The sequence below is a fragment of the Enterococcus sp. DIV1421a genome (genome assembly GCF_051711025.1).
In the GTDB taxonomy this organism is placed as follows: domain Bacteria; phylum Bacillota; class Bacilli; order Lactobacillales; family Enterococcaceae; genus Enterococcus_B; species Enterococcus_B hirae.
The window spans coordinates 459714-481792 of sequence record NZ_JBIOLU010000001.1 but is presented as its reverse complement, the minus strand read 5'-3'; the positions used below and the strand labels follow the sequence as shown (position 1 = coordinate 481792).

At 34.5% G+C, this 22079-nt stretch carries 24 protein-coding genes; 3 read left to right on the top strand and 21 right to left on the bottom strand.

Annotation, left to right across the window (positions count from 1 at the left end; genetic code table 11):
* Positions 1–18: 18 nt before the first annotated feature.
* Complete coding sequence (locus IGK21_RS02325) at positions 19–657, top strand: L-fuculose-phosphate aldolase (RefSeq protein WP_080704605.1); 639 nt, start codon at positions 19–21, stop codon at positions 655–657.
* Positions 658–711: 54 nt separating this feature from the next.
* A complete protein-coding gene (locus tag IGK21_RS02320; protein ID WP_010720077.1) occupies positions 712–1470 on the top strand; it encodes a DeoR/GlpR family DNA-binding transcription regulator in 759 nt (252 codons plus the stop codon).
* Positions 1471–1666: 196 nt separating this feature from the next.
* Here IGK21_RS02320 and alsE read toward each other — a convergent pair whose 3' ends face one another.
* The 10 genes from alsE to IGK21_RS02270 all read right to left on the bottom strand — a co-directional run bounded on the left by alsE (position 1667) and on the right by IGK21_RS02270 (position 10117).
* Positions 1667–2383, bottom strand: coding sequence for a D-allulose 6-phosphate 3-epimerase (gene alsE / locus IGK21_RS02315; RefSeq protein WP_010720078.1), 717 nt, complete (start codon positions 2381–2383; stop codon positions 1667–1669).
* A 70-nt stretch (positions 2384–2453) separates the two neighbouring features.
* Entirely contained in the window at positions 2454–3551 is a 1098-nt protein-coding gene (locus IGK21_RS02310) for a PTS fructose transporter subunit IIC (protein ID WP_010720079.1), read from the bottom strand.
* A gap of 18 nt (positions 3552–3569) precedes the next feature.
* Positions 3570–3893 carry a PTS fructose transporter subunit IIB gene (locus IGK21_RS02305; RefSeq protein WP_034699505.1) on the bottom strand — a complete coding sequence of 108 codons (324 nt, stop codon included), beginning with the start codon at positions 3891–3893 and terminating at the stop codon, positions 3570–3572.
* 21 nt (positions 3894–3914) lie between these two features.
* Positions 3915–4367, bottom strand: a complete 453-nt coding sequence (locus IGK21_RS02300; RefSeq protein ID WP_010720081.1) for a PTS sugar transporter subunit IIA — start codon at positions 4365–4367, stop codon at positions 3915–3917.
* 19 nt (positions 4368–4386) lie between these two features.
* On the bottom strand, positions 4387–4698 hold the full coding sequence (locus tag IGK21_RS02295; protein WP_010720082.1) for a PTS fructose transporter subunit IIB: 312 nt from the start codon (positions 4696–4698) through the stop codon (positions 4387–4389).
* Entirely contained in the window at positions 4695–5135 is a 441-nt protein-coding gene (locus IGK21_RS02290) for a PTS sugar transporter subunit IIA (RefSeq protein WP_034699503.1), read from the bottom strand. Before IGK21_RS02290 ends, IGK21_RS02295 begins: the two co-directional genes overlap by 4 nt.
* On the bottom strand, positions 5125–6609 hold the full coding sequence (locus IGK21_RS02285) for a BglG family transcription antiterminator (protein ID WP_010720084.1): 1485 nt from the start codon (positions 6607–6609) through the stop codon (positions 5125–5127). The genes IGK21_RS02290 and IGK21_RS02285 overlap by 11 nt, the downstream gene beginning before the upstream one ends.
* Before the next feature lie 488 nt (positions 6610–7097).
* Entirely contained in the window at positions 7098–8237 is a 1140-nt protein-coding gene (locus IGK21_RS02280; protein WP_034699501.1) for an AI-2E family transporter, read from the bottom strand.
* Between the two features lie 319 nt (positions 8238–8556).
* Entirely contained in the window at positions 8557–9270 is a 714-nt protein-coding gene (locus IGK21_RS02275; protein ID WP_010720086.1) for an MgtC/SapB family protein, read from the bottom strand.
* Between the two features lie 145 nt (positions 9271–9415).
* On the bottom strand, positions 9416–10117 hold the full coding sequence (locus tag IGK21_RS02270) for a glucosamine-6-phosphate deaminase (protein WP_010720087.1): 702 nt from the start codon (positions 10115–10117) through the stop codon (positions 9416–9418).
* Positions 10118–10546: 429 nt separating this feature from the next.
* Here IGK21_RS02270 and IGK21_RS02265 point away from each other — a divergent pair, with 429 nt between their 5' ends.
* The gene (locus IGK21_RS02265) at positions 10547–12076 is read left to right on the top strand and encodes an ABC-F family ATP-binding cassette domain-containing protein (protein WP_181918534.1); all 1530 of its coding nucleotides are present in this window, start codon (positions 10547–10549) and stop codon (positions 12074–12076) included.
* A gap of 341 nt (positions 12077–12417) precedes the next feature.
* On the opposite strand, the gene IGK21_RS02260 is transcribed toward IGK21_RS02265, so the two are convergent.
* The 11 genes from IGK21_RS02260 to IGK21_RS02210 all read right to left on the bottom strand — a co-directional run bounded on the left by IGK21_RS02260 (position 12418) and on the right by IGK21_RS02210 (position 21808).
* Entirely contained in the window at positions 12418–12720 is a 303-nt protein-coding gene (locus tag IGK21_RS02260) for a type II toxin-antitoxin system PemK/MazF family toxin (protein ID WP_080704604.1), read from the bottom strand.
* Between the two features lie 24 nt (positions 12721–12744).
* Positions 12745–12978 (bottom strand): AbrB/MazE/SpoVT family DNA-binding domain-containing protein, encoded by a 234-nt coding sequence (locus IGK21_RS02255; protein ID WP_010738460.1) that lies wholly within the window; start codon positions 12976–12978, stop codon positions 12745–12747.
* A 402-nt stretch (positions 12979–13380) separates the two neighbouring features.
* Entirely contained in the window at positions 13381–14565 is a 1185-nt protein-coding gene (locus IGK21_RS02250) for an MFS transporter (RefSeq protein ID WP_034699499.1), read from the bottom strand.
* 176 nt (positions 14566–14741) lie between these two features.
* The gene (locus IGK21_RS02245) at positions 14742–15419 is read right to left on the bottom strand and encodes a TVP38/TMEM64 family protein (protein ID WP_010720092.1); all 678 of its coding nucleotides are present in this window, start codon (positions 15417–15419) and stop codon (positions 14742–14744) included.
* Positions 15420–15810: 391 nt separating this feature from the next.
* Positions 15811–16185, bottom strand: coding sequence for a hypothetical protein (locus IGK21_RS02240; protein WP_010720093.1), 375 nt, complete (start codon positions 16183–16185; stop codon positions 15811–15813).
* 13 nt (positions 16186–16198) lie between these two features.
* Entirely contained in the window at positions 16199–16927 is a 729-nt protein-coding gene (locus IGK21_RS02235; RefSeq protein ID WP_051641769.1) for a hypothetical protein, read from the bottom strand.
* A 1233-nt stretch (positions 16928–18160) separates the two neighbouring features.
* Entirely contained in the window at positions 18161–19030 is an 870-nt protein-coding gene (locus IGK21_RS02230; protein ID WP_128448501.1) for an Abi family protein, read from the bottom strand.
* Between the two features lie 290 nt (positions 19031–19320).
* Entirely contained in the window at positions 19321–19518 is a 198-nt protein-coding gene (locus IGK21_RS02225; RefSeq protein ID WP_010718754.1) for a cold-shock protein, read from the bottom strand.
* A gap of 272 nt (positions 19519–19790) precedes the next feature.
* Entirely contained in the window at positions 19791–20453 is a 663-nt protein-coding gene (locus tag IGK21_RS02220; RefSeq protein ID WP_317751200.1) for a hypothetical protein, read from the bottom strand.
* Positions 20443–20760, bottom strand: coding sequence for a hypothetical protein (locus tag IGK21_RS02215; protein ID WP_317751201.1), 318 nt, complete (start codon positions 20758–20760; stop codon positions 20443–20445). Before IGK21_RS02215 ends, IGK21_RS02220 begins: the two co-directional genes overlap by 11 nt.
* Positions 20744–21808 carry a hypothetical protein gene (locus IGK21_RS02210; RefSeq protein ID WP_317751202.1) on the bottom strand — a complete coding sequence of 355 codons (1065 nt, stop codon included), beginning with the start codon at positions 21806–21808 and terminating at the stop codon, positions 20744–20746. The genes IGK21_RS02215 and IGK21_RS02210 overlap by 17 nt, the downstream gene beginning before the upstream one ends.
* Positions 21809–22079 lie beyond the last annotated feature (271 nt).

The window sequence follows — 22079 nt, the reverse complement described above, 5'->3', positions numbered from 1 at the left end:
GATGGAAGAAGGATTATGATGTATTCAATACAAAAACAAGAATTGATCGATTATGGAAATAAATTAATAGCAGATGGCTATACCTTAGGAACAGGCGGAAATTTAAGTACGTATATCCGACAAGATGAAGTGATGCTCATCACGCCTTCTGGAATCCCATTTGATAAAATCGAATTACCTGACATCGTGACTATGCGATTAGATGGAACGATCGTTCAAGGTCATCGTCGCCCTTCCAGTGAATGGCGAATGCACGGGATCATGTATGAAAAGCGGGAAGATCTAGACTATATCATCCATGGTCACACGATTTATTCCACTGCGCTAGCGGTCCTCAGACAACCATTGCCTGCATCACATTACATGATTGCTGTTGCCGGTAAAGATGTTCGTTGTGCAGACTATGCTTCATTTGGCACGGAAGAATTATCTCTAAATGCCTGTGAAGCCATGAAAGATCGAAAAGCCGTTTTATTAGCAAATCATGGCGTTTTAACTGGTGGAAAGACAATGACTGAAGCCTTTGCCGTTTTAGAAGAATTAGAATATTGTTCAAAAGTCCATATCATAGCTTCAAGTGTTGGCAAACCAACCTTGATGTCTGAAGAAGAAATGGCAAATATGGCGATTCGTTTTAAAACATACGGACAAAAATAAGTTTCTTGTGGTACACTTTAGTCATGTTAGACCAGTGGTTAAGGAGGGATAGCCATGACTGAGTCACGAAAAGAACAAATCTTAACTTTGCTAAAAAAATATAAAAAATTAGATAACTCAGAACTGCAAAAACAGTTGTTTTGCTCTCCTTCGACTTTAAGGCGTGAATTAGTCGCACTTGAAAAAGATGGGATCATCCGTCGTTACCGTGGTGGTGTCGTTTTAGAAGTCGAAAGAAATCACGTCATCTCAACAAATTATCGTGAAAATGTCATGGTTCAAGAAAAAGAAAAAATTGCGGAGATCGCTAGCACATTTATTGGACCAGGAATGAGTCTTTTTATTGACTCAAGTTCAACTGTGAAACAGCTGCTTCCCTATTTAGTTAAACTGTCAAATCTCGTTGTCATAACCAATGGCTTGAAAATCGCCTATGAGCTTTCTCAAGCTTGTACGGAAGATTCCAAAGTTTTTATGCTGGCGGGTGAAGTAATCAAGGATGCCGAGAGCGTTGTTGGGGACTATGGGAATTCTTTCTTAGACCTTTTTCAAATCGATTTATGTATTTTTAGTTCGACAGGAATTGATTTATCAGGGATCTATGAAGCTAATTTTGCTCAAGCCTTAGTGAAAAAGAAGGTAATGTCTAGAGGAGATAAAAGTTTGTTATTAGTCGACTATACAAAATTTGATAAAAAACATGCGTATAAATTTTCTGATTGGACCTCTTTTGAATACATCGTCACGGATCAACAACCAGCAGATGATTACTTACAACTTGCGTTGAAACACGATACTGAATTTCTCTATTGATCGATCATTTTTGAGAGATCGTGACAGAGGTACCTAAACCTAAGTACGCAAAGTAAACCAAAGAATCCAAAAAATAGATTTCCCTATTTTTGAAGTTCTTTGGTTTATTTTTTGTTTATATTCTCAGCATTCCTTACACGGGTATTGCAAGAAAAGCGTATTTATTCCCTAAATGTAATTTTTGATTCTTGTATAGCTATAGACTGTACGCATTTATACTATTTGATTCGACTGTTTTTCCAGTCATCTCTTCAAAATCTTTTTTCATGATCTCCCAAGAAGTTTTGATATCCTCATCTAAGCCGAATAATCCGCTACGCCCAATAATATAAATATCTGGATTGGCTTGATCAATTCGCTTAAATGATTGACGGTTAGACGAACCATCCATTTCGATCAAATAATGATATCCTTTTTCTTGCCGCAATTGTCGTAATGCGGTGATTTTATCTAATGTGCTTTCGATAAATCGTTGACCAGCAAATCCTGGATCAACTGTCATGATCGTTACTTTATCAACTAATTCGATATAAGGGAAAATCGTTTCAATTGGTGTTTCAGGATTTAAGACTACTCCAGCTTTTAAGCCAGCATCATGGATTTGATCAATCAAACGAAAAGCTAAACCGTCAAGTAATTCAGCATGCATACAAATCCATTCACATTTTTGTTGGATTAGTTGATTTACCCAAAAACTTTGATCGCTGACCATTAAATGAGCAGACATAGGTAACTGACTGATTTTACGTACTTCATCGATGAACCAAGGCGATAATGTAATGTTCGGAACGTAATGGCCGTCCATGATATCGATATGGTAAGAATCGACATGTTCATTCAAAAACTCGATTTGTTCTTTGAATTTATCTAAATCCATCGTCATTAAGGATGGTGAAAAAGCTACTTTGCTCATTGAAAAAACTCCTTTATTCTATAATTTATCTACACTATAGCGACACCTTTTAACTAATTTGCTTTATCGCTTAAAAGATTTGAATGTCATCTAAACGAATGTCTTCCTCTTCTTTTTCTGGGACTGTTGTGACTTCCTCACCAACATCTTTCTTAATGATGGCTAAAACAACCGCTGTCACGATCACATTGACTAAAATGGCGATAACGCCTGCCCAAGGACGTGACATCGTTGGGATCATTAAAACGCCTCCAAAAGGAACCGTTGCATCTGCACCTAAGATCATAGTAGTCGCACCACCAGCAAAGCCCCCGATTGCAGTTGCTACAACCCCACGAACAATATCATTCATCACTAGCGGGATGACCCCTTCAACGATATTGATCACACCCATAGGAACTGCTGACTTTAAGGTTTCCACTTCAACCTTTGTATAAATGTTTTTGCGGAAAAGTTTAGCTATGAAATAAGCTAGGCCAAAACCGATTGGTGTAGCGGTATTCACAAGTTGTAAAGCTGTAATAGGACCGTTCACGCCTTCTGCTTGCATCGTTAACACAAAAGCAAAAACTGTCTTGTTGATTGGTCCACCATAGTCAACACCACTTAGTAAACCGATCACTCCCCCAAAGATCAACAAGGAAGAGTTTCCTAATCCATCCAAGAAGTTCGTTAGTAAAGAAGTGAATGCTGCGACTGGAGCTCCAATCACATAGACCATCACTAATCCACCAATAAATGAAGCAACAAAAGGAATAATCAATGTTGGCATCAAGCCTTTTGCCCAATTTGGTACTTTGAAATATTTTAAAATTGCTAAAACAAGATAACCAGCTAGATAACCACCTAATATTCCACCAATAAACCCTGCACCGATCGCATTAGCTGTTAAACCAATAATAAAGCCAGGAGCAATACCAGGTTTTCCAGCAATCGAGTAAGAAATCCCCGTAGCAATCACGACTGGTAATAAGCCTAAACCAGCACCACCCATCGTTGCTAAGGCATCAAAAAATGAAAATTCGCCTTGCACCAAAGTTCCTTGGCTCGTTCCACCAAATGCCATCCCAATCGCAATCAGAAATCCCGCACCACACACAATGGGAATTAAATAAGAGATGGCAGTTAACAAATGCCCTTTCAGATTCAGCTTCTTTATCTTTTCCATCAGTCTTCCTCCTTATTTTTATGAAATACTTTGCTGTGCTAACACTTCTTGCGCTTTTTCAATCAATTTATTGGGTGATTTCACCGCAATCTCAGTTGGTACTTGGATGATTCTTTTCCCTTCAAAGCGTTCTCGACCACTGATTTTCACGTCAACTGCTAAGATCACCAAATCTGCTTCCTTGATTTGTTCGGGCGTTAATTCATTTTCGATCCCGATGGTTCCTTGAGTTTCTACGTGCATCTCATGTCCTGCTTTTTTTGCCGCATTCTCTAGTTTCTCTTGGGCAATATAGGTGTGGGCAATCCCCACGGTACAAGCTGCTACTCCAACGATTTTCATCTTTTTATCCTCCTTTGATTTTTAGCTGAATGCTGCGACCACTTCATCTGCATCTTTTGCTTGGATCAATTGCTCGATTACTTCATCATTACCTAGTTTCCTAGCAAATAGTGAAAGTAACTTCAAGTGTTCTTGTGCCCCTTCGTTATCATCCCCCACTGCAAATAAAATAATTCCTTTGACTCCCTTACCATCTAATGATTCCCACGGAATTTCATTTTCTGTAACACCGATTGCTACACCAATTCTATCTACATAAGGACTTTTCCCATGAGGAATGGCAATATAATTGCCGATCCCAGTTTGTCCTTCTTCTTCTCGCGCATAGATATCTGCCATGAAGCCATCTACATCTGTAATATAATGATTTTGCAATAACACCGTTGCCAATTCTTTGAGTACTTCATCTTTCGTTTCCCCCACTAAATTGGTCTTAATATTATTTGGATCAATGATTTTTGCTACTTCTACCATCAAATTTCACTCCTATTCTTTACTGTTTTACGACTTCCATGGCTTTCTCAATCAACTTATTTGGTGATTTGATCGCAATTTCAGTCGGTACTTGGATGATCCGCTTCCCTTCAAAACGTTCTCGACCACTGATTTTTACATCCACTGCTAAGATCACCAAATCTGCTTCTTTGATTTGTGCAGGCGTTAGTTCATTCTCGATCCCGATGGTTCCTTGGGTTTCTACGTGTATCTCATGCCCTGCTTTTTTAGCTGCATTTTCTAATTTTTCTTGAGCAATGTAGGTGTGGGCAATCCCCACGGTACAAGCTGCTACTCCAATGATTTTCATTTGTCATTTCTCCTTTCGTTTCCATCGATTGTTTCCAGTCTTTTTCCTTCTTTTAAAGTTTCGATTACTTGTTCATCTGCTAGTAGGCGCATGAAGTTTGCTATTTGACGCTTGGTTTCGATTTTTTCTTGCGGTGCCAGAAATACCGCAAGAATCAACTCGACTTGTTGGATGGCTGGGTTCCAGTTCGCAATTCTTTGTTCTAATGGCAAAATAATGACTTTTGTTGCTTTGACTAATTGGTTTTCAATATGAGGTAGAAGTACCCCTTCATCAATTTGAATATCTCCAGTTTCCTCGCGTTCCAACAACGCTTGTACGATTTGTTCTTTTTTTATTCCCATTTCTGAATCGACTTGCTGTGCTAGCCATTCATAGACTTCATTTCGTGAATGGAATACTGTGGGAGGAACATATTCGAGCCAATCATCTTTCATTGTATATTTCCTCAATCTTTCGTTGGATTCTTAACTGATCATCTGCTGTTAACATGCCGCTAACAAGTAGTGTACGTGCAGGCAGCGGATCTTTGATTCCAATGGTTGTTAAAATCAATTCAATTCCGGGATTTTTTTCTAATGCTGATTGGTAATTCTTGGTGGCAATCACATCAACGACCGCCAGTTCAGGAAACTTCTTATTGATTTTTGCTCTTAATAATTCTGAAGTACCGATCCCTGTAGTACACATGATCAGTGTTTGAATCGGTAGTTGCTGTGTTTCCAACATCCGTGCAAAATATAATGTGATAAAACCGATTTCATCTTGATTGATCAAAGGCAGCTGATACTTTTTGCTAACATCTTTAGAAACGACTGATACATTTTTATAAATCTCTTCATAGGTCAATTGAATTTGTTCTAACAATCCGTTTTTGACATGGATATGATTTTTTAACCGATTGAGCATTGGTTTGATATGATTGGCTAGATCAACAAAAATCGCTTCATTCGCCACCTTCAGATTGATTTTATCGCCCACCTCTTTCAGGTAATAAGAGGTAATTTCTGATACTTTATCTGGAAAAACCTGTTTCTTTTGCGTTGTTTTTTCCATCCGTGAGGATACTAGATATTGATACAAATAATAGACTTCGTTCATCGGTAAGCGAGTAACGAGATAACGTTCCACGTTTTGGATCACGATCATCGCCATCTCATAAATTGGACTTTCATGGTCTAACGATTGAAGTTGCTCGGTAGATAACTCGATTTCTTTGATTTGGTAATTCGTCTTTCTGGAACGGCTGATCATGATGTAAAGATGTGAAAAAATATTGACGTTATAAGGATAAGGGATTCCACCGCCTAATGTTTTTTCAATCAATTTCAATTGTTCTGATACAAACAACACATCGTAACGATTAAAATTCAACTCTTTTGTTCGATTGATTTCATCAATATCAAGAATATTCATCCGCCAAATGACTTCGGCGATCCCTCGCCGAATATTTGTTTCTGATCCTTGGATCGCAAGCGTGCGATTTTTACGGATCAGTTCAAGATCAAACTTTTTTATTTTCTTAGCTATCTGCTTTTCATCATTGGCAATAGCAGAATCACCAACATAATAATCTCTGAACAGCTCAGTGATTTTAAGTGCTTTAGGTGAAACCATCAGTAATTCTTCCATTACTCGATCTTGACGTTCAGCAGGCGATAGCTCTACAGAGGGTTTATTCAGTTCATTGGTTTGTTCGATAAACTTCCCATAATCTAATTTGTACCCCCGACCTTTTTCGGCTAGGATCAAGTGACCGTTAGGAAATTCAAGATTGATTTTCTTTATCAAACGGTAAATTGTTTTGGTCGAAGTTTCTAATAGAATGGCTAGTTCTTCTGAAGTCATATAATCTTTTTGTTTTGATAACAAAAGGATCAACTTATTTTCTCGATTCATCTGACTAGTCATGTTTCATCCCCCCTGTGTATCTTTATCATAAGACACATTATTTATTTTGTTTCACTGGACTTTGTCCATTGCAACAGACAATTTTGTATGCGTTTTCTTTAACTTCGTTATCCGTTACTTACTTTTTACGAAAGCGTAAGAAAGATTTTGTTTATTATAGTCTTTTTTAACTTATTATGGGAAAAAATTACTCATTTTCAAACAATCCCAGGATCCCATAAGAATTTTAACAAAAAGAGAGGAGGTTGAGACAAAAGTGTTTAGCATCAAGAAATAAGAAGGAATTTCCGAAAATTGCTTCTCAAATTTTTGGTAAATTTCGGCTTATTTCCGAAGATGCTGCTTTTGTCTCACCGTTTATTCGTTTTAGAGATACTAAAAGAGCCTGAGACAAGTTTTGTCCCAGGCTCTCTCTAATAAATAGTGAATGGTGTACAAAATTACTTAGTGACTACTGTTGTGCTACCTTCTACTTCTTTATAGTACCTTTAATTTTCACGTCCATTCGTTTTTATCTCTTGGATCGTTGGTTCCACACCAGAATCAAACTTTCGCAATAAGTAAATTTTTCTGATATTCAAGACTAATGTTTTAATGACAGCATACACCGGAATACAAATCAACATTCCTAGAATCCCTGCGACACTGCCAGCACCGATCAACACTAAGATAATCGTTAATGGATGCATATTCATGTTTTTTCCAAATAACAACGGTTTGATTACATTTCCATCTAATTGTTGGATAACAAGGATCGAAAGCGCCATGTATAATGCTTGGAATGGCGAAACAAATAGACCAACGATCACTGCCGGGACAGCGCCAATAAACGGTCCCACATATGGAATAATATTGGTGATACCACAAAATACAGCTAACAATAAACTATATGGTTGTTTAAAGATGGTCATAGCAATAAAACTCATGATACCAATGATAACCGCATCAACGATCGTACTACTGATATATGCCGATAACGTCTCATTTAGTTCTTTGACCGTTTGACGTACCTCACCTCGAATCCCTTGTGGAAAGAATTTTGCTAAAGCATCGATAAATTTGTGTCCGTCTTTAAACATGAATAATAGAATAAAAGGCACGGTAAACAGTAAAACAAAAAACTGCATCATAAATGAAAAAACTTTAGAGACACTGCTGGATAAGCTTACCAATACAATATTGAACAAATTACTCAACGAAAGATTAGCCGAAGCTAATTGTTCTTCAATATTGAAATTTTTGATTTCCTCACGCTGTGCCAATTCATTGAGCCATTTACTTGTCTCTTCCGCATACATCGGCAAACTTTTAGTCAACTGGATCGTCTGTTCTGCCAATTGAGGAATCACATTCATTATCGCTAAAACCGCTAGTACGACTAGAACAACTAGCGTTAATATGTATCCATAAACCCTTGGGATTTTTCGTTTTTCCAAAAAAACAACGACCGGATCAAACATATAATAGAAAAATCCAGCAACCAGCAATGGCAATAAAATTGCTGATAACATTTTTAACACTGGACTAAAGACATTTGGCATCTGTAAAATAAAATATACCCCAATAATCGTCAGTACCAACTCGACAGTCCAAAATAATAATTTTGAATTTTTAAACTTTTCTTGCATACATCTCCTCCAACTCTTGATACTTTCATTTTATCATTTTATTAGAATTAAAGCGCTCTTTTCTGATAAACAGCTACAAAAATATTCTTTCTTTTTCTAATTACTAGTAGCTAATTTTCAAATTTAAAAAACTTCTAAGCTTAATGACTGAAATCATTATCTAAACAAATGCAAATAAATCAAAAAAAGACACCAAAAAACGCTCATTGGCTAAAATAGGAAATACTCTCTTAGCGAATGAGCGTTTTTTCTTTTGTAACCGACTCTTCATAAAACCAATGTGTGAAAAGCCTTATATTACCAACTGAAAGGAATTGTTTCATTGTGCCACACTAACTAAATGAAGCTTCATGATATTTTTATGGACAGATAACTCTTCAATGACATCTGCATAAGTCATGTCCTTTGGTAAGTCAATTGTATAAATATTTTTATATACCCGATAATCCTCCACGAAATCCACGTCAAAATTTACGTCTTCAATGATAATTCCTCGTTGTTCAAAATACTCGGTCAAGAAATCTTTGGTTTCTTTCCGATGAATATATTGGATTTCTAGTTTTTTGGTCGTTGGTACGTGGATAATTTTTTTCACCACTGTTAATGCAATCACGATCCCGATAAAACTAATGATCGCAATCCAATAAAATCCCATACCAATGGCGATTCCTAGTCCAGCAATCGCCCACAGGGAAGCAGCTGTGGTTAGCCCGGTGACTGATTGTTTCGTCACAATGATCGTGCCAGCTCCTAAAAACCCAACGCCACTAACGACTTGTGCAATCAAACGTGCTTCATCTGAGCGAATCGTACCAACTAGTTCTGGGTATTCTAACGCATCACGTAACGCTTTACTTGCAATTTCCACTTGGATCAGCGCAATGATACAAGCACCCATACATACTAAAATATGCGTCCGCATCCCTGCTGGACGATTTTTATATTGCCGTTCAAATCCAATCGCCCCGCCAAAGATCAATGCAATCCCTAGTCGTAAGATGATTTCTGGGACCGATAAGATCATCTCATCCATATAAATCCCCTCCAAACCAATATAGCATGTTTCGCAACTTCAAACAAAGCAAATCCCCCCATTGCTTTGTGCGACAGATTAAAAATCTTATTCGATCAAAAAAGGGAGCTGAAAACGAGCAGCCCCCCAAAATTTTTATTTATTCTTATAGTTTGCTTCCTGCTGCATCATCAATAATCACGATCACGTTGTCGTGTTCTTGCAAAGCACTTGCTGGCAAATCAGTGGTCATTGGTCCTTGAATCATTCCTTTGATTGCATCTGCTTTGTTTTCACCATAAGCAAGTAAGACAATCTCTTTTCCTTTTAAGATCGAACCAATCCCCATTGAGACAGCTTTTGTTGGAACATCTTCTGCCTTTTCAAAGAATCGTTTATTCGCATTGATCGTTGATTCTGTTAAGTCCACTACTGAAGTTGTGCCATCAAATGGTGCACCAGGTTCATTGAATCCGATATGTCCATTTTGACCAATTCCTAGAATTTGGATATCGATTGGATGTTGTTCAAGGATTTCATCGTATTCTTGACAAGCCGCTTCAAGATCAGCAGCTTTTCCATCTGGTACATATGATTCTTTAAATGGTTTTTTATCAAACAATTGGCTATTCATAAAATGACGGTAACTTTGATCATCTGAACCGCCTAGTCCAACGTACTCGTCTAAGTTTACAGAAGTCATGTCACTGAAATCCAGATCGCTTGAAGTCATTTCTTTGTATAAAGTAATTGGCGTACTACCTGTTGCAAGACCTAATACTTTTGCCCCATTTTCCATGCCTTTTTTAATAATTTCAAAAGCTTTTTTTCCGCCCTCTTCAGCATTTTTCACTCGAATGATTTCCATAACGACTACTCCTTTGTTTTTGGTATAGCCCAATTATAGCACGACTTGTCTTTTTTTACAATATTAGTATAGACCAAAACCAACGATTTTCGTTTTCTTGACAATCCTGTCCCTTGCATGTTAGGTTGCATAAGATAACCTATCGCATGTCCTTTAAACTGATACTTTTTGTATACGTTTTTTATAATTAAAACATTAAAGACCAAGAAATTTAGAAAACAATCGCTACTTCTCATTAACTGAGAAACGATTTTCTAAAAGACGAGCAACTTATTTAAAAATTTTAACTGACATGTTCTCCTAGATTCGTTCGATCATGTCGAATGATCCTATAGTATGTTGAACAACTTCAGATCAGCTTTTTTATTTGTTTTGCTTTCTTCTATTAGTCTTCTTAACATGCATAACATTATTAGAAAGGAACAGAACATGAGTCTTTTAACATTAACAAATATCACGCAACAATTTGGAGATAAAATCTTATATGAAAATGTACAACTCCAAGTCAATGCTGGAGAACATCTAGGATTGATCGGACAAAATGGAGCTGGCAAAAGTACGTTGATCAAGATCATCACAGGAGAAATTCTACCAGATGATGGACAAGTCCATTGGCAAAAAAATATCCATAGAGGCTATTTAGATCAATATGTAGCGGTGGATGAAACATTGACCATCGAAGAATTTTTAAAAACAGCCTATTCTGATGAATTTAAAAAAGAAGCATTGATTACCCAACTTTATCAAGAATACAGCGAAACAATGGAAGAGGCGTTACTCGAAAAAGCGGGAAAACTTCAAACAGAATTAGACCAAGGAGTATTCTATCAAATTGATACCTTAGTCGCTGAGATGAGTAGTGGTCTAGGCATTGACGTTTTAGGATTGTCCACTCCTCTAAAAAAACTGAGTGGTGGTCAACGTTCCAAAGTGATTTTGGCAAAATTACTCTTAGAAAATCCCGATGTTCTGATCTTAGATGAACCAACCAATCACTTAGATGACCAACATATCCAATGGCTTACTCAATTTTTACAATCATTCGAGGGCGCTTATATCGTGATTTCTCATGACCAAGAATTTTTAGATAAAATCACAACCCATATCGCTGACATAGAATTTGGTAAAATCACCAAATATACGGGTCATTTAAAACAAGCATTACGACAAAAAGAACAAAACCGTGAAAGTTATCTACGCCAATTTCATGCCCAACAAAAGCACATCGAAAAAACCGAAGCTTATATCCGAAAATATAAAGCTGGTTCTCGCTCTACCATGGCAAAAAGTCGCCAAAAACAATTAGATAAAATTGAGCGATTGACTCCGCCTGCCTCAACAGCTAAGCCAATCTTTGATTTTCCTTATTCTCCGATCGTAACGACATTGGCTGTCGAAACAACCGATTTAGTCATTGGGTATGACCGACCTTTACTTTCGCCGATCAACCTAACCATCCGCTTTGGTGAAAAAGTGGCGATTCGTGGATTTAACGGTATTGGTAAATCCACACTTTTGAAAACCTTGATTGGCGAAATCGAACAACTAGCCGGCGAATATCACTTTCCCGACAACACAGCGATCAATTATTTTTCACAAGATCTCATTTGGGAAAAACCTTTAGAAACACCCTTACAATATCTAGGCGCACAGTTTCCTAAAGCAACCGTTAAAGAATTAAGAAGACAACTAGCCAAATCTGGTTTAGTCAATCAACTAGCTAGTGAACCACTTTCTACTCTTAGCGGTGGTGAACAAACCAAAGTAAAATTGGCACAACTCACGATGAACCAAGGAAACTTATTAATTCTTGATGAACCAACGAATCATATCGATCATGAAACAAAAGATAGCTTACAAACCGGTATCAAGCATTTTCCTGGGACAGTAAGCATCGTCTCTCATGAACAAGAATTTTACCAAGATTTAGTCGATCGAGTGATTGAAATTGAGGGATAACATTTACTAGGTTCTCTAAAAATAGATTATGTACAGCCTTTAACACCAGCCTGTCTCCTCTACACAAGAACCCTTGTGTGGATGGGGGCTATTGCTGTTTAGATCATCGTTTTTTACAATCTTTTCTTTTTTCTTAAGTGTTCAGGTAAACATCGCCCCAATTTAGAATCGTTAAAAAAACGGTAGACTCATAAAGTGTCTATTGTATCTTCATTCGCCAAAGTTCGAAGATGGTTACTTTTTTCTACATGGTCAATTATTAGCAAAACCAACGTCGTAAAAGCGGTGAGTAATCTAACTTTTTCTAAAATGGAAATTACTACTTTGCCCGTTATCTCCTACTAAATAAACATCCCTATCACTTCCACCACTTCAATCCACGTCAACAAATCACATTGTTCAATTTTTTCAATATTTCTTGTGGTATAATCAACCGATCTTAATTGGTGTGTAGCTACTTCACCCACTATTTTCTGCGGGTCTTTTATTTCAATATATGTTGCAAAGTTCCTCTTTGTAGAAGTGATAGGACAAACTAAGCAAAAACCTGTACGCTTATTAAACTCGTCTCTACTAACTACTAACGCAGGTCTACGCTTTCTTATATCTTTACCTTTAGAAGGGTCAAAGTCGATCCAAATAATATCCTTTTGTTTTGGATATTTCCTCTAGTATTCCTCGCCTTCAAGTTTCATGCTATCCCATTCGGATTCTTCGGCTGTAATCGATTCTCTAAAACCTTCCCAAGCCTTTTCGTTTTTAAAAATATCTTCTTTCTTAGGTTTCAATATATACGCTTCTCCTACTTTCAAAATAGTAAATATTTCTCCCACTTTTGGAGATATATCCTTCGGGAAAATTGTTCCCACAGAATTACCTATTTTTCTTGCTACTGTTTCCATATCTTTCATCTCCAATCCTTTTGCTAAATTAAGTTAAACTCAGTTTAACGAAATTATCAAAACATATCTTTTAAGTGAATAGATTTTTATGGAAATAACTCATTTTCATATGAAAATGTTATACAAATTAAATATAAAAATTTCTAAGTAGTCTACTGAATATTTTTTTGATCTTTCATAATATAACTGGTACTAAACAAAGTGATTTTATACTATTGAACGTATCCATATTATTTTTTCGTTGGAAGTTGCACGAAATTTTCTAATAACTGCGGTTGATCACGAAATCAGTTATAGAAACTCCCAAATAAAATAGGATAGAAGTATATTAAAAAAGTAAGCGAAGGAATCGAAAAACGACTTTCGAATCCTTCAGCTTACTTTTCAAGTTGGACACTTCTATCATGACCGCTTTTGAAAAATGATGTATTGACAAATATAGGCACATAATTGAAAGGCTAAACCAGTAAGTGTCACACCGAGCCAACCAAATTGTTGCCACATCGTTGTGCCTAGTAATGAACCAGTAGCACCGCCAATAAAATACATAAACATGAATACCGTGTTATTTCGATTACTTGCTGCTTCGCCTAGTCCTTGTACTCGTGTCTGATTTGCCACTTGACCAAATTGATTCCCGACATCTAACAGAATAATTGCCACTAACAAAACGACTAAATGACTCCCTGCAACTAATAAAGCAACAAAACTGAGCGTTTGCATCGCAAGTCCCATTCCGACAATCTTTCTCTCGGAATAAGAATCAGACAACCGACCAACAATCGGTGCAGCTACTGCTCCTGATAGTCCAAAAATCGCCAAAATTCCTGCTTCAAATGTTCCCCAATGGTACACCGGACTACTGATATAAAAAATCAATGTTGACCAAAAAATCGAAAAAGTTCCAAACATAAAAAAGCCACTAATAGACGCTTCTCTCAATAAGCGTTGTGTTTTCACTAAATAAGGTAAACTTTTTAAGGAATCAAGATACGATACAGATGAAGTTGTTTTTATTTGCGTTCTTGGCATTTTCCAATACAATAATCCGGTCAAGATAGCCACTAACACTAAAGCAAAAAGATAAATCATCCGCCAAGAAAAGAGGCTTGCTACAATGCCCGAAACCGTCCGTGAAAGTAAGATCCCCACTAATAAACCGCTTAACAAGGTCCCCATCACTTTTCCTCTAGCCTTGGACCCTGCCAATACTGCTCCATAGGGAATAATGATTTGGGGCACGATCGATAATAAGCCGATCAAAAAAGAAGCACACGCAAATAATGTAAATGACGGTGCAAAAAAGGCCGCTAATAATGAAATCGCAGAGAGTGCAGCCATTCGGATAATCAGCTTCGGACGATCGACTACATCCCCTAATGGCACCAAAAACAACAAACCTAACGCATAACCAAGTTGAGTCAACATCGTCAAAATACCAATTGCACTTGTGCTAACCGATAAACTGGCTGCCACTTTCGTACCAATCGGTTGGATATAATACATATTCGCTACTACCACGCCACAAGTAATTGATAAGAGCAAAATCAGTGAAGAAGTTAACGTCGTTTTTTCATTTTTATCCATTTATTTCCCTCATTTCCTTTATTAGTTTACAACTTCTTAGAAAAATTGGGAATAGGAAAGTTCAGTGTTTTACTACTTTATGAAACATAAGTTATCGTGAAATTAAAATAAAAATGAATCTTAAAAGTATAGAACGAAATCAAAGGGATATTTCTTTTAATCATTGATAATATCAATTATTTTACATGTCGTTTTCTACGATCCTTGTAAATAATTACCACTAGAAGTGTCAAAATAAGGACACTAGCTACTAACAACAAAGCCGTCTTACTATAGCCATGAAATAACGCTTCGCCTCCACAAGCATAAAGAATCGAGGAAGGAATCACGCCAATCACGATTGATAAAATGATGTCACGAATTTGTAGATTTAACGTCATCGCTGCAAAGTTGATAACGGAAGAAGGGATCACAGGAACCATGTACCCCACCATTACGCCAATTTTGGGATGTTTCATATTGCGGATCGCTGTTACCCAGCGATTGGATTTTTTTGAATGATCAAACAGCTTTAAATGTTGCATCAAAAAAATCGATAACATATTCCCAAAAGCATTACCAGAGACATTGATTAAAGTTCCTAGCAACGGACCATAGCTTAAACCTACCAATACACCGATGACAGAAGTAGGGATACCTGGAACAGCACACATCACGCTGATCAGTAATATCAAAAAGAGCGCTGTCCGAAAGCCATGTGATCGAATCTGATCCAGTAATGCTTGTCGACTGGTCTTGGGATCCAAAAACATTTGGATATCCGTCTGATACTCCAAATATAAACGATAACCAATAAATAGAATCAAAAGGAGTCCAATAATGATTAAGAAAACACGTAGTTTTTTTGTTTTCATTTTTTCACCTGCCTAAAATAATCCATCTTCTATTAGAGTATCACAAAAATAACTATGAGTCTTTTTTATTCATTTTACGCTTTTTATCACATTGGTAATTATTCAGAAGTATGAGAAAAAGAGTCTGGGGAATCACTTTAAAAACGGGTAAACGGTATTCAAAGAGCTGACCTTAGGCGATAAGTCAAAAAATCTCAAAACATGGGCAGCTGTTTCAAAAAATTCTTTCTTATTGTCATTGGAGCTACCCGATACTCTCACAACCTCATTTCCACGGTATTCCAAATTCTATCAGAAAATAAGCCGTAGAACACCAAAAATAGGGGATGCTATTTTTGGATTCTCCGGCTTATTTCTCAGAGCTAGACACTTCTGTCACAGCCTCTTCTGTTCATTTATTTTCCTTTTTTATGTGTTCGAAAAAGTCTTTTTTTATCGTTAATCTGGCAAAGAAAATAACCAAAAGGATTCCTAAGATAATTAGATAGGGTATAAATGTAAGTGTTATTTCTTCTAACCCAAAATGATCGAATATTTTTTTTAATAAATAATCACTCAAAAAAACGAGAAAAAGCACACGAAACGTTCCCCAACCTTTCTCATTTGGTAGCATCTCAACCATACCGACAACAACAATAGGTACTCTAAAATAAATTTCATTGAGAATAAATGAGTGATGCCCTTTCAAAATGAATTCTACACTTCCTATTAAAATAAACAATACAAGAAATACACCTATTATATATCTGGAATCGAACTTTTTCATCATTACACCTTACTTACATTGTTTTATATTCTGTCCCAATAAAAACAGTCTGCGAATCATTCCACATTTCCCGAACGTATAATCCAATCCAACCGTTCCCATTTGTATCTAGTGCTGCTGCAATAGCCTCTCCAGTACTTAATCCTTTTGCCCCCATATATCCTAGTAACAAATCAGCTGCTTTTGCAGTAATACCAAAAACATTTGCTGTAAATGCAACTACTGCTCCTACTGAAAGATCAGTAAGGAATGAAAAAAGATTTGTTCCTACCGCAATATTAGTATATCTCCAAGGCGTATAATAATATCTTGGACTAATATTGATAGGATTTGTACTCTCATCAATTGTAGCATACGCAAAATGCTCTGTGTTTACAACATAGTTGCCATCATACCCTTTTATTGTTTTTTCAACAATTACTTCTTTATCTGTTCTTTTCACGGCTAAAATTTCCGAAGTGGTAGGGTTTGAAATTTCAGTAGCTACAGCATTTAAATTTTCATCTAACAACTGACTGATTTTAGTATCACCATCATAAGAAACATTTACACTAAATTTCGGATTTTTATTTGCAACCGCATCAGTAAATAACTTGGATTCTGGTAAATCATTAATCTTATCAACTTTTGTTCCAATTTCAGCTGCAAATACAGTACTATTCAATCCTAGCACTGGGGAGACAGAAGTTGCAACTAACATAAGAGTTGCCGAAGATAACACCGCTATTTTTTTTATATTCATATAACTTACCTCCAATATTATATTCTGTTATTTTAACCTTTTTCATAGGAAGCGCTTTCTATGTTAACTACATTAAAACACATTTTTATTTAATTTGTTAAATAATTTATGTTTTTTAATAGAAGATGTTATGTTTTGTAACTTTAAATCTTTATTTATATATTATTTATACATTATTTTCTCTAAAAAATAACATTTTTTACTTTAAAATAAAAAAATTAAATAATTCTATTTATCCTAGTCAAACTAAATTTATTGGAGAAAAAATATATTCAATACAAAAATACCAAACATAACACGTTTAAATATTTCGATAATACAGAAATCACCGAATATGATATTAGAAAGAACAAAAAGAAGCTTTTCTTCTTTCTGTTCCAGTTATTATAAGATTTCACTATAGCAACATCATTTGACAAAGAGCCAAAAAAAGTACCGCAATCCTAAGTGAACAGGATTGCGGTACTCGAATCATTAAATAAAATTATTTAACAGTTTTTATTTTTCCATTTTTTGACTAATTCTAGTTAATTCTGATTGCTTTAATATCAACGTTTATAAAGTTTTTCAGTTACTAATATTTTCTATATTTTTCTAAAAAGTATGGTCAAAGTATGGTCATTTTTCATTACGTTTGACACATTTTATTTATCAAGTATAATGATATTTGAAAGTGAATTTAAACAAATATACACCATAAACACAACGTACCTGCGAATACGTTGTGTTTTTTCTTTTTCAAAAAAAGACGCTTACCGCTGCGAAACAGTAAGCGCCACGTCGGCTCTAATGTTTATCTAGCCAATGACTAAATAATGCCAACGTTAAACCAATTAACAATGGCAAGAGCACGTGCTCTAAAGTGAATTCAAACAAATTATACACCTCCTTCCACAAAAATCTCTGTGGAAGCGACGAGCCGACATTTTATTATAGCATTATTGAATTTTATTTTTTACAACTTTTTATACAATAATCTATGAATTTTCACAACCAAGTTATTTGCAAATAATCTAAAAAAGCTACTCTTTCGAGTAGCCTTGAACGGATGTCATCATCTTGGGGGGTTTCAGAAAAAATTCATTTTTTATAGATTGTGTAAAATGATGACACTGTCATTTTACCACGATTGAAATTATTGTTTTATTACTTTTTTGACGTACAGATAAAAATAAAAAATACCACCCGAATGTGAGTGGGGATGATTTATGGAAAGTTGCATGGAATATTGTATTAACGCAAATATTCTTTCCAATCTATAGGAAATCCTATACGATCAATCGAAATGAAATCATCATATAAATCAATAAGATATTTCAAATTCTTTTTAAATAAAGAAAAGTATTCTTTATCTAAACATAACTTTTGACAAATTAATATAACGATAAATGCTCGATTATTTATAAGATTTTTTTCTTGTTCTTCTCTGGTCAACTTAGCTTGAATAGGAAATATTCTATCATATATTCTTCCATTATGCGCACAAATATTTCTAACTAAAGATAGTAGATAAATCCAATTTGCTAAATAAAAACTTCCTATACCATAGTTGCTTTTTGAAATACTATTTCTCAAAGGTCTTTTTATATTAGAAAAAAACTTAGATAAAGAACCAAAATCAGATATTTCTGCAGCTACCCATACAGGAAATATTTTTTCGTATTTTGTAATATAGTGTTCAGTATATAATTCTCTTCTCTTAGCCGATTGAAATATTAATTTTTCAAAATTTTTTAACCATGCTTCATGATATTCCTTATTTTCAAAATTCTCAGAGTTATAAAATCCAGTTGCAGAAGTTGCTAAAGCAAAATCACCAGATATCACTGATTTCAATTCTACTTCAATATGTTCAATTATTTGGAACAACAATAATCTGAAACGTTCATCAAAACGATAATTTTTATAAATCAAATCAAAAGTTACACCATTTTTAAATTTATCTTTTGATTCATAATAAGGCAAGCAATATCCTTTAAATCTAAAATAACCAATTTTTTTTAATGCTTTAATAGCAAACTCAATATTTTCTACTACTAAACCTCTTTCTTTCAAAATCTCTACTTGCCTTTCAACAGTCGTAGCACATCTATTGTATTTCATAGACATTCTCCTTGAACAAAAAAACGTCCCCACTTGGGACACTTGAGTCAGAGGTGTGTGGGGTTCTATTGATTACATTAAACCAAAGCAAAAACACGTTGTCAACTATTCTCGATTAAATTTATTTAACCAAAAACATCAAAATAGAAATACTTTTTATTATTTAATAATTTTCAAGTGTTTTTATCAAATAGATTAATTACGTACCCTGCAGGACTCGAACCTACGACCGGACGGTTATGAGCCATTATATAAAAAACCACCTCGATTGAGGTGGTTAAAGTTCAACATTATTTTACGATATTTACTGCTTGAGGACCACGTTGTCCTTCTTCAATATCATAAGAAACAGCTTGACCTTCATCTAATGTTTTGAATCCATCACCTTGAATAGCTGAGAAGTGTGCAAATACGTCATTTCCATCTTCACCAGTGATAAATCCAAAACCTTTATCTGAGTTAAACCATTTTACTGTACCGTTATTCATATATATTTCCTCCTAATACGTATATAATACGTGTTTTGTTGCAATTAATATTACTTGGTAAAAGGAGTTTTTATAGTGTGAATATATCGCTCAGATTACGTTTCAAATTAGATTACTTATTTAGTATAACATGGACGTATTACTAACACAAGGATAAATAATCGATATATATTTTCATACAAAAAGTAGGATTAAATGTTTAGAATAAATTGAAGAACAAAAAAACTCAATCAAATTTAAGTGGCTGTTTTTTAGATAAGAGCAAAAAATATTTATTTAAATTCAGCTGGATGTTTAGATAAATAATTTGCATAGTCAATGTCATGAATAATATCATAGTATTTATTATTAATTAGCTCAATAATAGACATTTTAGTTAGTTTTTCTAAATCATTAAAGTTAATATCAATAACATACTTATTCTCTTTTAAGGCAATTTTTCTTGCTAACCCTTTACCTGCATCCCACTTTCTCCCAGTAAATCCATATCTGGAGAATAATAGACAAACATCAAATTTATGCAGACACAATAAAGAGTGAACTTTCCCTATCCATGTTACATCTATTTTCTTTTGATAGTTTTTACACTCACCAATAAATTCTAAATTAGCCAAGTTAGGATAAAAAGTCTTAATTATGAGATTTGTTCCAGGTTTTATTTTTAACAATAAATCCACTTCATTTGTCGAGGTATGTAAATTTGTATCAACATGAAAAATATTTTTTAATGATAATATAGATTTAGCTAAAGATTCCAGCGCATGCCCTTTTTCCGTCGGTGTCTCAAAATCATCTGCCTCAATACGATTAATATCTTCCTTGAGTTTTTGAATATCATTTTCATTAAGGCAATAAGCAGCTAATAATCTTTGTTTCTCATCATAATTATTTAATTCTTCAAGATATTTAACAGTACGATCTAACTCATTTAACACTATTAATCACCTCAAAACATGTAAATATATGATCCTCTGTTACTTCTAAATCAATACCAGCTTCTTCATCATATATCTTTAGTGGTATATCTGCTATGCTATAATACTCACCTAACCATTTGCCAGAAAACGAAACAATAAAAATTTCTCTCAATATATTTTTTTTCAAAAATATATTGAGAATTTTAATTGTCTCATTATATGTCAAATCATGCTTATTTTTGAAAGAGGAAATATAAATATATTCTTTTACTTTATAACTAGAAAGATCTTCAAAAATTGTTTCTACCTTATACGGCTTGTCCAACTTCTTCAACTCTTCCCTGAGACTGGCTGCTAACAAACTCTTTGAGTAATTTTTTGGTAGCATCACGCATCCCCTCTCTTCCTAAAGAATGACTGTAGTAACTTAGAATAGTAACTTTTTGATAATAAAACAAATATTTTACTTCTAGTGTTCTCACCTTGGGACCTTTTGTGTCTCCCCAAGTTAGATTAATCCAGGGATAATCTGAATTTATTTTTATTTCTTCAATAAATTCTAACAACGATTTTTTTATTTCTAAAGTATCAGCATTTTTTGTAAACAGATTACTTTTTTCTTCTATAAACACTTCTAAATCACCCAAAATAGGTAAGACTAAATCTGTAGAATTCCCACTATTTAGAGTTGCTTGAGCACGTTTCTTAGTATTCATCGATTTACCCGTACATTTGACAGACGGCAAGTCCGTTTTGTTAGATAAAGCTAAAACCGTTTCACAGAAGTTAACCGGGTTTAATGCTTCACCTAAAATAAAAGATAACTTATTTTTAATTAAATAAATCATATTTTTAAAATAGTCTGGATCGTTTTGTCGATAAAATAACCTAATATCAGAAACAGAAACCTCTAAAAAAATTTGTTCATTAATCTTGTGAAAAGCTATCAGAACATTATTTGCTCTCTCTATAGTAACAAACTTTCCTCTCTCATCGATATGTTTAAAACTAATTAGATAATTCAATTTAAATTCGTTGTTTGATCTTCTAAATTTTAAATTTTGACTATCTAAATTATAAACTTCTATTTTTTTGTTTTCTATGGGTAACTTAGTCATTAATTCTTCAATTGTTACTTCGTCATTAGTAATTTCGAAAATAGCACTATACTTATATCTATTTTCGAACTCAAAAATGTCTATAGCTTCTAATACTTTTTGTAATTCCAATTTGTTATTCAAAGCGTCCTCTAAAGAATCATAATAAGCTCTATCAAGGTTAGTTAAATTTTTATATATAGCTTCAACTTCTTCTTTTTGAGGAATAGTAAGCTCGCTAAGATATCTACGCAACATATCATTAGTAAAATTCATAATAAAAATACCTCTTCTCATATATCTGCTAATATTATTAAAGCAAAAGAAAACCCTAAAGACAATAGCTTTTGGGTTTCTTAACAGATATAATCTTTGAAGATTATGAAATCACTTTAACATACAGGGAACATAAGTTCAAATTAAACGTTTATGATACAAAAACATTATTTTATGAATCTGCTTTGATAATATTGTAATAATTTTATTAATAAATTGTATAATAAGTTATATAATTTTTGATTTAAAAATTAGTTATTAAAAGCACAGA

Bases quoted from the DNA above. Each gene is read 5' to 3' on its own strand.
- IGK21_RS02210 (WP_317751202.1), bottom strand. From the start codon at position 21,808: ATGAATTTTACTAATGATATGTTGCGTAGATATCTTAGCGAGCTTACT.
- IGK21_RS02325 (WP_080704605.1), top strand. From the start codon at position 19: ATGTATTCAATACAAAAACAAGAATTGATCGATTATGGAAATAAATTA.
- IGK21_RS02280 (WP_034699501.1), bottom strand. From the start codon at position 8,237: ATGCAAGAAAAGTTTAAAAATTCAAAATTATTATTTTGGACTGTCGAG.
- IGK21_RS02270 (WP_010720087.1), bottom strand. From the start codon at position 10,117: ATGGAAATCATTCGAGTGAAAAATGCTGAAGAGGGCGGAAAAAAAGCT.
- IGK21_RS02290 (WP_034699503.1), bottom strand. From the start codon at position 5,135: ATGAAAGATGATTGGCTCGAATATGTTCCTCCCACAGTATTCCATTCA.
- IGK21_RS02245 (WP_010720092.1), bottom strand. From the start codon at position 15,419: ATGAAAACAAAAAAACTACGTGTTTTCTTAATCATTATTGGACTCCTT.
- IGK21_RS02320 (WP_010720077.1), top strand. From the start codon at position 712: ATGACTGAGTCACGAAAAGAACAAATCTTAACTTTGCTAAAAAAATAT.
- IGK21_RS02230 (WP_128448501.1), bottom strand. From the start codon at position 19,030: ATGAAATACAATAGATGTGCTACGACTGTTGAAAGGCAAGTAGAGATT.
- IGK21_RS02240 (WP_010720093.1), bottom strand. From the start codon at position 16,185: ATGAAAAAGTTCGATTCCAGATATATAATAGGTGTATTTCTTGTATTG.
- IGK21_RS02285 (WP_010720084.1), bottom strand. From the start codon at position 6,609: ATGACTAGTCAGATGAATCGAGAAAATAAGTTGATCCTTTTGTTATCA.
- IGK21_RS02310 (WP_010720079.1), bottom strand. From the start codon at position 3,551: ATGGAAAAGATAAAGAAGCTGAATCTGAAAGGGCATTTGTTAACTGCC.
- IGK21_RS02250 (WP_034699499.1), bottom strand. From the start codon at position 14,565: ATGGATAAAAATGAAAAAACGACGTTAACTTCTTCACTGATTTTGCTC.
- IGK21_RS02265 (WP_181918534.1), top strand. From the start codon at position 10,547: ATGAGTCTTTTAACATTAACAAATATCACGCAACAATTTGGAGATAAA.
- IGK21_RS02305 (WP_034699505.1), bottom strand. From the start codon at position 3,893: ATGAAAATCGTTGGAGTAGCAGCTTGTACCGTGGGGATTGCCCACACC.
- IGK21_RS02295 (WP_010720082.1), bottom strand. From the start codon at position 4,698: ATGAAAATCATTGGAGTAGCAGCTTGTACCGTGGGGATTGCCCACACC.
- IGK21_RS02255 (WP_010738460.1), bottom strand. From the start codon at position 12,978: ATGGAAACAGTAGCAAGAAAAATAGGTAATTCTGTGGGAACAATTTTC.
- alsE (WP_010720078.1), bottom strand. From the start codon at position 2,383: ATGAGCAAAGTAGCTTTTTCACCATCCTTAATGACGATGGATTTAGAT.
- IGK21_RS02235 (WP_051641769.1), bottom strand. From the start codon at position 16,927: ATGAATATAAAAAAAATAGCGGTGTTATCTTCGGCAACTCTTATGTTA.
- IGK21_RS02225 (WP_010718754.1), bottom strand. From the start codon at position 19,518: ATGAATAACGGTACAGTAAAATGGTTTAACTCAGATAAAGGTTTTGGA.
- IGK21_RS02275 (WP_010720086.1), bottom strand. From the start codon at position 9,270: ATGGATGAGATGATCTTATCGGTCCCAGAAATCATCTTACGACTAGGG.
- IGK21_RS02300 (WP_010720081.1), bottom strand. From the start codon at position 4,367: ATGGTAGAAGTAGCAAAAATCATTGATCCAAATAATATTAAGACCAAT.